Origin of the sequence: Lentilactobacillus kosonis (assembly GCF_003864335.1) — a bacterium.
Lineage (GTDB): Bacteria > Bacillota > Bacilli > Lactobacillales > Lactobacillaceae > Lentilactobacillus > Lentilactobacillus kosonis.
On record NZ_BEXA01000002.1, the window covers coordinates 267,886 to 280,078 of the forward strand.

A 12,193-nucleotide genomic window follows, 5' to 3' on the forward strand; every position below is an offset into this window, starting at 1 on the left:
TCTGAAATGCAACCGGTAATTTTGACCAAAATTTGCCCCCTTGTCAAAAGCTAGATTTAGAGAGATAATTATGAGTATTATTAAAAAGGTGAAGGGATTTTTCAATGACAAAAAGAGGAATGTTAATCGTCCTATCTGGACCATCCGGAGTGGGTAAAGGAACTGTTCGTAAGGCACTATTTGATGAACCAGATATTGATTTTGAGTATTCAACATCAATGACTACCAGAAAGCCACGGGATGGCGAAAAAGATGGTGTCGATTATTTCTTTGTTTCTAAGGAACAATTCGAAGATAATATTCAAAATGGTGAGATGCTTGAGTATGCCAAATACGTTGACAATTATTATGGTACGCCATTAAAATATGTAAACGAAACATTGGAATCCGGTAAAGATGTCTTTTTGGAAATTGAAGTTAATGGTGCTATGCAAGTTAGGGCCAATTGTCCTGACGCTGTCTTCGTATTTTTGACTCCACCCGATTTGATGGAATTAAAGCACCGTTTGATCGGCCGTGGAACTGATGATATGGATGTCATTAACAAGCGAATTGAAACTGCGGTTTCTGAAATTCGAATGATGCGTAATTATGATTACGCAGTTTTAAATGATGAAGTTGCCAAAGCCGTTGAGCGTATTAAGTTGATTATTCGTAGTGAACGGCTTAAGGTTACTCGTGTAATGCCCGATTATGAATCTATGTTAGGAGATAATTAATATGTTACTATACCCATCAGTTGATAAATTATTGGAAAAAATTGATTCACGTTATTCATTGATTGCTTTAGCTAGTAAGCGAGCTCATGAGCTTGATGCAGGAGCTAAGCCATTACTTAATGAATATAAATCACAAAAATCAGTGGGAAAAGCTTTAGAAGAAGTTGAAGCTGGTCTATTGAAGATTGACGAAAACGAAAAAGATTACGACTAATCTTAATGGTAAACCGGGAATTTAAACGTTCTCGGTTTTATTTTATTTTGGACACCTTTGTTACAATTGAAGTGATAAAAAATTAGGTGGTGAATGAAATGTTTTCAAACAAACGGGTAACATTAATCGTTACCGGAAGCATTGCAGTATATAAGTCAGCTATTTTGGTTAGAGACTTAATTAAGCAGGGCAATGAAGTTAAGGTGATTTTAACTAAGGCGGCCGCCGAATTCGTCACGCCACTGACTTTTCAGACGTTAAGTAAGCAGCAAGTAATTGTGGACGAATTTCAAGATTACGAGGTTGATAAGGTATTACATATTGATATTGCCGATCATACTGATGTGACAATTGTGGCTCCGGCAACAGCTAATATAATTGGTAAAATAGCTAACGGAATTGCAGACGATGCTGCCAGCACGGTGTTATTAGCTAATCACGCGCCATTATTTATTGTGCCGACAATGAATTCAAATATGTTAGCTAATCCCGCTAACCAACGTAACATTAACCAACTGGAACAAGATGGGGTCCATGTTATGGATGCCGCGACGGGATTTTTAGCCGAGGGATATGAAGGTAAAGGCCGGATGCCAGAACCAGCCGAGATTTTGGCTTGGATTGACCAATCTTTGGTCCCTAACCAAGTACTTAGTGGTAAAAGTATTATTGTAACTGCTGGTGGTACTCGTGAGCCAATCGACCCAGTTAGATACATCACAAATCATTCCTCTGGTAAAATGGGCTTTGCAATTGCACAAGCAGCGGTGCAAGCCGGCGCTAAAGTTGCGTTAATTGCCGCGAATACAAGCATTCCCGTACCCGCAGGTGTTGATTTCATCCCTGTTGAAACTGCTAGAGACCTAGAACAGGCCGTCACTGAACGTTTTGCTATGGCAGATGGGTTAGTAATGGCGGCAGCGGTCGCCGATTTCGGCCAGCAACTGTCGCGGATCATAAAATTAAAAAGACCGCGGATAATGATAATCTGACCCTATCAATGGTTAAAAAATCCAGATATTGTTAAACAAATCGGTTCGCTTAAGCAACCTAAGCAATTTGTCGTGGGCTTTGCGGCAGAGACAAATGACTTATTAGCTAACGCCACTAAGAAAATCGCTTCGAAAAATTTAGATCTGATTGTTGCTAACGATGTTGGCAATCACCAAATTGGCTTTAATGCTGATCAAAATCAAGTAACTTTTATGTGGCCAGATGGCCAAACTAAAAAGACGTCAGTTGAATCCAAAGCCAAGGTGGCGGAACAACTTATTCAAATTATCGCTAAATTTTAGATTGGAGGGACGACCTTGCAAGTTGCTAAGGTTATCGTTGATGTACCTAGTCGCCAAACGAATAAACCATTTTCATATTTAATTCCAGATAACCTGAGCAGTGCTATTGTTGTGGGGATGCGCGTCCAGGTTCCATTTGGTCATCGAAAAATTACCGGCTTTGTAGTCGAAGTAAGTGATCATGTCGATTTCGATGGTAAGTTAAAACCAATTGATGCAGTGATTGACTTAACACCTGTAATTAGTCCCGAACTGATGAGTTTAGCTCTTAAGATGAGTGAAACAACATATGCTTTTTTGATTAGCTGCCTACAGACGATGCTACCTGGCGGAATGAAGGCGTCAATGACTAAAAAATTAGTCGCAACGTCACCTCAAGTAGTGGTTGATAATGAATGGCTGTTTCATGGTCAACCTGAAATTGAATTTGCTTCGAATACGGACACCCAAACCACTAGTCAAGTCTTGTCGTTAATCAAACAGGAATTAGTCAGGGTTGATTATGACTTAAAACGTAGCGCTTCGGCCGTGGAAGTTTTAGGTGTGCAGGCAGCGATGTCGGTCGAACAGTTAACTGCTGAATTGGCTTCCGTGCGCGCCAATGCAACTGGGCAACAACAGCTACTAATGCAGTTAATCCGGCACCCCGAGACTAATTTTTGCAAGCTGACTTAGTTAAGGAAGGAATATCTGCTAGTACGGTAAAGACTGCTATTACCAAAGGCTGGGTTACTGCTACTAAGATCCATCAAAATCGTGATCCGTTTATGCAACCAGTTGAACCCAGTCAACCGTTGCAACTAAATTCAGATCAACAAGCAGCAGTAACTAAGGTGACTGAAGCAATCCAAGCTGAGCTGAATGAGTGCTTTTTACTAGAAGGCGTCACTGGTTCTGGTAAGACGGAAGTTTATTTGCAAATTATAGATTTAGCATTGAAGCGTGGTAAGACTGCGTTAATGTTAGTTCCAGAAATTACGTTAACTCCCCAAATTGTTAACCGGGTTCGCTCACGGTTCGGTGATCAAGTCGCTATGTTGCATAGTGCAATGTCAAATGGTGAGCGATATGATGAATGGCAGCGTATCAATCGAGGCGAAGCTAAAGTTGTAGTTGGCGTACGTTCAGCAATTTTTGCCCCATTCAAATTTAGGGATCATTATTGTGGATGAAGAACATGATGCAAGTTATAAGCAAACCGATAATCCTCGTTATCAGACCAGAGATGTAGCCAAATTTCGGGCAGATTATAATCACTGTCCAGTTGTGCTCGGTAGCGCCACACCTTCGCTAGAATCACGAGCTCGGGCTCAAAGGGCGTGTATCAATTGCTACGCTTACCACACCGCATTAATGATCAAGTGTTACCTAAAGTTGATGTAGTTGATATGCGAGAGGAAATGAAGTATTCAAGTTCACTGTTGTCGCAGCCATTACAAGAAAAGATTACTGAGAAGCTTGCTCGCAAAGAACAAGTGATTTTGATGCTGAACCGGCGTGGTTATGCTTCGTTTTTAATGTGTCGAAGTTGTGGCTATGTACCACAGTGTCCCAATTGTGATATTTCACTGACTGTGCATAAGCAAAATCATTCGTTAAAATGTCATTACTGTGGTTACCAACAGGCCATCCCTGAATCATGTCCGCAATGCCAAAGTAAAAAATCCGGAACTTTGGTTATGGTAGTGAGCAACTAGAAGAACAAGTTCATGAATTATTCCCTGAAGCTAAAACTTTACGGATGGATGTGGACACAACTCGGAAAAAAGGTGCTCACGAACGAATTATTAATGCATTTGCAAATCGAGAAGCTGATATTTTGTTGGGTACGCAGATGATTGCTAAGGGACTAGATTTTCCGGATGTCACCTTAGTTGGAGTGTTAAATGCAGATTCAGCCTTGCAGTTCCCAGATTTTCGGTCGAGTGAACGAACATTTGAGTTGCTAACTCAAGTTGCCGGCCGGGCTGGTCGAGCAGATAAAACTGGCGAAGTGGTGATTCAGACTTATAATCCGAAGCACTATGCCATCCAGCTATCCCAGCGGCAAGATTACGAAGCGTTCTATCAAAAAGAAATGGGCATTCGCCGTCTAGGCAAATACCCGCCATTTTATTACACGATTAAGATTACAGGCAATTCGAAGAATGAACGTACAGTATTAAGTCAAATGCTGTCACTGACGAATTATCTAAAGGGACAGTTAAGCAATAAGGCCATCATCCTAGGACCAACCCCCAAGATGATTACCCGAATTAATAATCACTATTACTACCAAACAATTATTAAATACCGGTTTGAGGATCAACTTAAACCAGCGTTAGATAACATTTTAACTGAATCACAAAAATTAAGGGATGTTCAGTTATCAATCGATAATGAACCTCTCGACTTTATTTAGGAGGAAACTAAATTGACATCAGTTGTATTTATGGGAACCCCTAGTTTTGCCGTTCCAATTTTAAGAGGCTTAGTTGAACAAGGTTATGACATTTTATATGCCGTAACCCAACCTGATCGCCCAGTTGGCCGAAAACATGAATTAAAGAAAACCCCAGTTAAGCAAATTGCTGAGGAATTCGATATTCCGGTTTTGGCTCCAGCTAAGTTGTCTAGTAGTGAAGAGATGACCACCATCATTGACGCAAACCCAGATTTAATCATTACTGCGGCTTATGGCCAATTTTTACCCACGAAATTGTTAAACGCCGTTAATATTGCCGCCATTAATGTTCATGGTTCATTATTGCCTAAGTACCGTGGGGGAGCCCCGGTCCAATATGCCATAATGAATGGTGATGAACAGACTGGAATCACCATTATGTACATGGTAAAGAAAATGGATGCTGGTGATATTTTGGCTCAAGCCGCCATCGATATCGCGAACAATGACGATACGTCTTCAATGTTTGACAAGTTAAGTCTTGTAGGCCGAGATTTGCTCATTGAGACGCTGCCTAAGGTCATTTCAGGGGAAATTAAGCCAATTCCTCAAGTGGAGGATGAAGTGGTCTTCAGCCCCAATATTAAGCCTGAGGAAGAGGAGCTTGATTTTAATCAACCAGCCTTCTTAGTGGATGCGAAGGTTAGAGCATTACGCCCTAATCCTGGAGCTTACACCACAATTAATAACAAGCGGGTCAAAGTCTGGGAGGCTGCGGTTACTGAGCAGGTAACTGAGCTAGCTCCAGGTACCGTGGTTTCAAAAACTAAGCATGAATTACTAATTGCCGCTGGCGATGGCACCGTATTAGCTTTAATCGTTGTGCAACCGGCTGGTAAACCAAAGCAAAAAATAACTGACTATTTAAATGGCGCTGGACAAGCGCTTCAAGAAGGCCAAAAGGTGATTAAATAAATGAAAATTGACTCAAATAATCCAAGAGAACTAGCAATGCAGACATTGGTATTAACCGCTAAGGGGCCTATTCAAACCTCCAAATCAATTCTGTGCTAGATAAATCAACTATGAGTGTAGAAGACCGCGCATTATATACTAATATCGTCTACGGTGTTTTACAGCACATGCTAACATTTGAATACCAACTAGCACCATTCTTAAAGAATGCTGACGACACTGAAGATTGGGTTAAGGAGTTATTATACAGCGCTATCTACCAACTTGAGTATCTTGATCGGGTCCCTAAGCGAGCAATTTTTGATGAAACAATCAAAATCGCTAAGCGGAATGGCCATGATGGGATTCGCCGAATGGTCACTGGGGTCTTACATGCCATTGATCGAAAAGGTTTGGTAGATCCTAGTAAAATTAAAAATCGTTCAGAACGAATTTCAATCGAAACTAGCGTGCCCGTTTGGTTAGTTAAAACCCTTGATGACCAGTTAGGTAAAGATAAGACCGAATCAATTTTACGGTCGATTAATCATCCCGCTAAACAATCCATTCGAATTAATCAAACGGCTGAGCTGACTAAGGATGAAATTATTGCACAGTTAGAAGAAGAAGGCTTTAAAGTTTCTGATAGTCTTGTCGCTACAAGTGGCTTAATTCTTCAAGGGAAGCTAGCTATTAATAGTCAATTATTTAAGGATGGGGTTATTACTATCCAAGACGAAAGCGCCATGCTTCCAGTTGAGTCAATGACTATCAATGGGGATGATCAAGTATTGGATGCATGTAGTGCCCCAGGCGGTAAGACGACTCAAATTGCGGAACATTTAACCTCAGGTATGGTAACGGCGCTAGATATTCATGATAAGAAACTCCGGGTGGTCAAACGAAATGCTCAAGAATGGGATTGGCTGATAAAGTGACTACCTTAGCCTTAGATGCCCGTAAAGTTGATGATGAGTTCGCTGATGAAACGTTCGCCTCAATTTTAGTAGATGCTCCCTGTTCGGGTTTGGGTTTAATTAGAAGAAAGCCAGAAATTCGTTATTCTAAGACGTTAGCTGATTCAGAAAAATTAAGCACTATTCAACAAGACATTTTAGCTGCTGTAGCCCCAAAGGTTAAAGTTGGTGGTACGATTACTTATAGCACTTGTACCATCTTAGACCGAGAAAACCAAGGAGTTGTTGATAGCTTTTTAGCGGATCACCCTAACTTTTCGTTAGAAACAGTTAAAACTAACCGGGACTTGTCGGCTAATGTTGATAATAAATTACTAAAAATCTATCCTGATGATTATAAATCCGATGGATTTTCGTAAGTACATTACGAAGAGACAAATAATGGAGTTGATGTAAGTGAAAATCGCCTATAATTCAGTAATTGGTAAGGTTCGTGACAAAAACGAAGACGCAGTTGGCACCTTTAAGAATCAACAAGGGGTCGTGTTAGCGTTGCTCTCAGATGGTATTGGGGGCAATAAAGCTGGTGAGGTAGCTTCTCAACTAGTAGTTACTAACCTAGGGAATAACTTTGCGAATACCGATTTAGCTTCAATTAAGGCTGCACAGGCGTGGCTAGATCGCGAGCTAAATAAAGTCAACGATGTAATTTTGACGGAATCGCACACAGATATGAACCTTAAAGGGATGGGGACCACGTTTGTAGCGGCCCTAGTTGCTGGTGAAGACGGCTTTATTGCCAATATTGGTGATAGTCGGGGATACTTGTTTTCTAATAACCACCTCCAACAGGTGTCAGAAGACCATTCATACGTTAATGAATTGATTAAAACCGGAAATTTAACCCCCGATGAGGCGAAGAACAACCCATACAAAAACATCATTACTAAGAGCCTGGGCATCAATGATGCGTCAACTGCTGATTACATGGGTTTTCAGCTTCAAGATCAAGACCAAATTTTATTATGCAGCGATGGGCTAACAAATATGGTCGATGACCAAACAATCGCTGAAGTTTTGGGAGAACCATTGTCAGTTAAGGAAAAATGTGAAAAACTCATCACTTTAGCTAACGATAAAGGTGGGTTGGATAACATCACCGTTTTAATTATGAACTATGAATCGGCAGGTGATGTTGATGAATAGTGGATATGTATTAAACGGGCGGTACAAAATCCTTTCACGACTAGGTGAAGGTGGCATGGCAGATGTTTACCTGGCCCAAGATTTAATTTTAGATCGTAAAGTGGCGGTTAAGTTATTACGCTTAGACTTTCGGGATAACCCCAAGGCGAAACGACGGTTTCAAAATGAAGCCCTCGCCGTTACGCAACTCAATAATCCTCATATTGTGGGAGTATATGATGTTGACGAAGTTGATGGAATGCAATATATCGTTATGGAATGGGTAAATGGCGCCGACCTTAAGGATTACATTAAGCACCATTCGCCGATTCCATATGCCACGGTTGTTGACATTATGGAACAGATTTGTAGTGCCGTAGGTGAGGCTCATCGAAACGGAATTATTCATCGGGACCTCAAACCACAAAATATTCTTATCAACGCTGAGGGATATGTTAAAATCACTGATTTTGGTATCTCTCGGGCTGCTAGTGAAGATACCATGACGCAAACTAGATCAATCATTGGGTCGATTCATTATCTTTCTCCTGAACAAATCAAAGGTTTAATGGCAACCAAGCGTTCAGATATTTATTCCTTAGGAATAATTTTATATGAACTATTAACCGGTAAGGTGCCATTTGATGGGGAGACGGCAGTTTCCATTGCTATTAAGCATTCTCAAGAAGCCATTCCCTTCGTTAGAGATTTAGATGATCAGATTCCTCAACCATTAGAAAACGTGGTATTAAAAGCAACGGCTAAGAATCCAGACGATCGGTATTTTACCGTTGATGAACTGGCAGATGATTTAAAGACGTCATTGTCCTTAAACCGCTTAACTGAACCACGGTTCCAACCATCGTTCGATCGGGATGACATCAATGATCAAACTAGGGTTATGCCATTTACCCCTCTAAAAGCTTCTCAGCTAAATGAAAGTAAACTTGCTGCTCAGCGAATTGCTGATGACAGCCAGACGAAACAGGAAACTACTGCTCAAAATGAAAAATCACCAAAGCAGCCAACTAAAAAGCGGCGGCATCATCGACGGCGGTGGATTGCATTAGCGGTAGCATTGCTAGTCCTCTTAATAGCGGGGGCGTTGTTGGTAACGGCTAATGGTCATACCAAGGTTCCTCAAATCACGGGATTAACTCAAAGTGATGCTAAGCAAAGTCTAATTGATGCACACTTAAAGGTTGGTAAGATTAGATATAAGAACAGTTACGCAGTTGACAAAATCGTGTAATTAGCTCGGATCCAGATGAAGGAACTCAAGTTGATAAGAAGGCTCAAGTTAACCTAGTGGTTAGCTCCGGCGTGCGGTTAGTGCGGTTAGATAACTATGTTGGTCAGTCATATAATAAAGTGGCTACGAAACTTCGTAATGAAGGCTTTAAGGTCAAACGTCGAAGTGCCCCTTCTAATACATTTGGTACGGGTAAGATTCTTCAACAGAACTTTAATCCTAATCATCAATTTGATCCTAAAAAGAAGACACTGTCATTTGTGGTTTCCACAGGTATCAAAGAAATTACGTTAAAGGATCTAACGGGGATGACTAAAGGCCAAGTAGTGGCCTATGCTAATGAAGTGGAATTAAATCCAACCTTTGATTACGCATATTCAAGTACCGTTCCAAGTGGAAACGTGATTCGGCAAACTCCCGCAGCTGGAGAACAGATTCAGCAGGGTGGTAGTCTTATGGTATATATTTCTAGAGGTAAAAAAACTTCTAACGAATTAAAGAGCTTTAGTACTCGAGTAACAATCCCATATCATAACGATGCTAAACCAATTTATGATCAAACCGATGATAGTACAACTTCAGAAAATAGTTCTGAATTGGGAACTGATCCGGTAACTGACAGTTCTTCATCACTTGATGAGAGTACTTCACAGCAACAGCCGGAAGAGAATGTTATTCTGATTTATCTTAAGGATCATGATCATGACTTTTCTCGGGTATATCGGCAAATGGTGATTTCACAAGATACGACCGTATCATTGCCATTTAAGTTGACGAAGAATGAAATTGGTAAGTATAAGATCGTTAGGGATGGCAAGACGATTTACGAGATAACAGCATTACTTATGAAATGCACTAACAGAAGTTAATGCAAAATCGAATCACTTCTCTTATAATAAAGGAGAAGTGATTTTTTATCGAGGTGATTAATTGGCAAAAGGTAAGATTTATCAATCCTTAAGTGGATTTTATGATGTGTTATCAGATGATGATGATCAGATTTACCGAACTAGGGCCCGAGGTAATTTTAGAAAACGGGGGTTAACGCCGATAGTTGGGGATGAGGTTGAATTCGAAGACGGCTATATATTACAAATGCTTCCAAGAACCAACTCATTAGTTAGGCCCCCAATTGCGAATATTGATCAAGCAATTGTGGCAACTGCAGTAAAAGAACCTGATTTTTCTAGTAACCTATTAGACCGCCAATTATTGGCATTAGAGGTTGCCGGAATTGAACCAGTGATTTATTTTACGAAAACGGATTTACTATCTGAAGATGAGCTAGCTCAATTTAAAACAATTGCAGCTGGTTATCGGCAAGTTGGTTATGAAGTCGTGTTGCCGGCATCAGCTTTTTCAACTGATTCTCTGACAGCAATCAAAGCACTACTAGCTGGTAAAGAAAACGTGATTATGGGTCAGACAGGGGCAGGAAAATCAACGTTGCTAAATCATATTACGCCGCAATTAGAGCTCGAGACGGGCGAGATTTCAGCAGCTTTGCATCGTGGTAAACATACGACACGTAAAGTAGCATTACTAAAAGTTGGTGACGGGTTAGTCGCTGATACTCCTGGATTTTCTTCCTATGATCCAATTGAGTTAGATGCCCGTGAACTCGGCCAATATTTCCCTGAATTTAAGCGAGCATCTATTCACTGTCGCTTTAGAGGCTGTGTACACGTAAATGAACCAGACTGTGAAGTTAAGCGTGAAGTTGAAACAGGCGAAATTATGCAATTCCGGTATGATAATTATCTTCAAATTTACACTGAAATCAAAAATCGCAAACCAAATTATAAAACAAAGTGAGGAAGCATTATTATGATTAAAGTTGCACCTTCAATTCTATCTGCAGATTATTTGAACCTTCAAAGGATATTGAAACCGTTGAAAAGGGCGGCGCAGAATACTTGCACATCGATGTAATGGATGGAGCATTCGTTCCTGCAATCTCTTACGGTCCGGGTTGGGTAAAAGCAATTCGTCCAATGTCAAAAATGGTTCTTGACGTTCATTTAATGGTTGAAGACCCAGAAAGATACGTTGATGAATTCGCTGATGCTGGTGCTGACATTATTGGGGTTCAAGTTGAAGCGACTCAACATATTCACCGTGCTCTTCAAATGATTAATAATAAAAACGTAGGGGCTGAAGTAGTTATTAACCCTGGGACTCCGGTTTCAGCCATCGAACCAGTGTTACACATGGTTAAGCAAGTATTAGTTATGACTGTTAACCCTGGCTTTGGTGGTCAAAAGTTCCTTCCAGAAACAGTGGCTAAGATTTCTGAATTAAATGAAATCAAAAAAGCTCGTGGACTTGATTTCGATATTGAAATTGATGGTGGAGTTAATAATGAAACCGTTGTTGCCGCTGCTGAAGCTGGTGCAACTGTTGCCGTTGCCGGTTCATACGTCTTTGGTTCAGATGATCCAGTAGCTAAGATTAATGCAATTAAGGAAGCTACAAAATGAAACGCCTAAATCTGCTAGTTGGCGGACCAACGGATTTATGGCCTGAGTCTTTATCAAACGGCCAAGTAGTGGGCGATTTCATTGGCATTGATCGGGGCAATCTTCATTTGATTAAGATGGGTATTGATCCGGTTGTTGCTATTGGTGATTTTGATTCATTAGCTGCTGAAGAACTTCAGTTAGTAAAAGAACACGTGTCCGACATTCGACAATCAATTCCTGAAAAGGATGACACTGATACTCAATTAGGGTTGAAAGTGGCTTTTGATGAATATGATGCCGATGAACTGGTTATTTACGGTGCCACTGGTGGTAGAATAGATCATTTTCTTGCTAATTTATGGATGGTTTTAGAACCACGGTTTGAAAAGTATGCTCCGCGGATTAAGATGATTGATCAGCAAAATAGTATTTCATTCTTTTTACCTGGAAAATATACCATTGATAAAGAAATTGATAAGAAGTATTTAGCATTTGTTTGTTTAACGCCAATGAATTCATTGAGCTTATATGATGAAAAGTATCGTTTAACTGATTATCATGTCAAACAGCCAACTTCTTGGGCTAGTAATGAATTTGTAGGACCACAGGCTTCGTTTGAATTTGATAGCGGGGTAATGTGTGTCATTCAAAGCGCTGATTTAAACTAATAAAAAGATCGTGAATCGGACAAATATTGCCCATTCACGATCTTTTTAGTGTACAATCAGCTGTGTTAATTAGAAGTACGATATTTAAATAAAAAATTAATTCATTAAAAAAGTGCTAATAACATTATGTCATTAGCACTTGAT

General features: G+C 40.3%; 8 protein-coding genes and 4 pseudogenes. All 12 read left to right on the forward strand.

Features of this window, described 5'->3' with window-relative positions:
• The first annotated feature begins 104 nt into the window (after positions 1-104).
• Positions 105-719 (forward strand): guanylate kinase, encoded by a 615-nt coding sequence (gene gmk, locus NBRC111893_RS04310; protein WP_125008132.1) that lies wholly within the window; start codon positions 105-107, stop codon positions 717-719.
• Position 720: 1 nt separating this feature from the next.
• The gene (rpoZ, locus tag NBRC111893_RS04315) at positions 721-933 is read left to right on the forward strand and encodes a DNA-directed RNA polymerase subunit omega (protein WP_125008133.1); all 213 of its coding nucleotides are present in this window, start codon (positions 721-723) and stop codon (positions 931-933) included.
• Between the two features lie 98 nt (positions 934-1,031).
• Positions 1,032-2,228: pseudogene (coaBC, locus tag NBRC111893_RS04320) on the forward strand (bifunctional phosphopantothenoylcysteine decarboxylase/phosphopantothenate--cysteine ligase CoaBC).
• A 15-nt stretch (positions 2,229-2,243) separates the two neighbouring features.
• Positions 2,244-4,629 (forward strand): annotated as a pseudogene (priA, locus tag NBRC111893_RS04325) (primosomal protein N').
• A gap of 12 nt (positions 4,630-4,641) precedes the next feature.
• A complete protein-coding gene (gene fmt / locus NBRC111893_RS04330) occupies positions 4,642-5,586 on the forward strand; it encodes a methionyl-tRNA formyltransferase (RefSeq protein WP_125008134.1) in 945 nt (314 codons plus the stop codon).
• Positions 5,587-6,901: pseudogene (gene rsmB / locus NBRC111893_RS04335) on the forward strand (16S rRNA (cytosine(967)-C(5))-methyltransferase RsmB).
• Between the two features lie 37 nt (positions 6,902-6,938).
• On the forward strand, positions 6,939-7,688 hold the full coding sequence (locus NBRC111893_RS04340; RefSeq protein WP_125008135.1) for a Stp1/IreP family PP2C-type Ser/Thr phosphatase: 750 nt from the start codon (positions 6,939-6,941) through the stop codon (positions 7,686-7,688).
• Positions 7,681-8,919, forward strand: a complete 1,239-nt coding sequence (pknB, locus tag NBRC111893_RS12085; protein ID WP_369689700.1) for a Stk1 family PASTA domain-containing Ser/Thr kinase — start codon at positions 7,681-7,683, stop codon at positions 8,917-8,919. The genes NBRC111893_RS04340 and pknB overlap by 8 nt, the downstream gene beginning before the upstream one ends.
• An 80-nt stretch (positions 8,920-8,999) precedes the next feature.
• The gene (locus NBRC111893_RS12090) at positions 9,000-9,788 is read left to right on the forward strand and encodes a PASTA domain-containing protein (RefSeq protein WP_369689701.1); all 789 of its coding nucleotides are present in this window, start codon (positions 9,000-9,002) and stop codon (positions 9,786-9,788) included.
• A 61-nt stretch (positions 9,789-9,849) separates the two neighbouring features.
• On the forward strand, positions 9,850-10,734 hold the full coding sequence (rsgA, locus tag NBRC111893_RS04350) for a ribosome small subunit-dependent GTPase A (protein WP_125008136.1): 885 nt from the start codon (positions 9,850-9,852) through the stop codon (positions 10,732-10,734).
• 12 nt (positions 10,735-10,746) lie between these two features.
• Positions 10,747-11,399 (forward strand): annotated as a pseudogene (gene rpe / locus NBRC111893_RS04355) (ribulose-phosphate 3-epimerase).
• The gene (locus tag NBRC111893_RS04360) at positions 11,396-12,049 is read left to right on the forward strand and encodes a thiamine diphosphokinase (protein ID WP_125008137.1); all 654 of its coding nucleotides are present in this window, start codon (positions 11,396-11,398) and stop codon (positions 12,047-12,049) included. The pseudogene rpe and the gene NBRC111893_RS04360 overlap by 4 nt, the downstream one beginning before the upstream one ends.
• The last annotated feature ends 144 nt before the right edge of the window (positions 12,050-12,193 follow it).

Bases quoted from the DNA above. Each gene is read 5' to 3' on its own strand.
- gmk (WP_125008132.1), top strand. From the start codon at position 105: ATGACAAAAAGAGGAATGTTAATCGTCCTATCTGGACCATCCGGAGTG.
- rpoZ (WP_125008133.1), top strand. From the start codon at position 721: ATGTTACTATACCCATCAGTTGATAAATTATTGGAAAAAATTGATTCA.
- pknB (WP_369689700.1), top strand. From the start codon at position 7,681: ATGAATAGTGGATATGTATTAAACGGGCGGTACAAAATCCTTTCACGA.
- NBRC111893_RS04360 (WP_125008137.1), top strand. From the start codon at position 11,396: ATGAAACGCCTAAATCTGCTAGTTGGCGGACCAACGGATTTATGGCCT.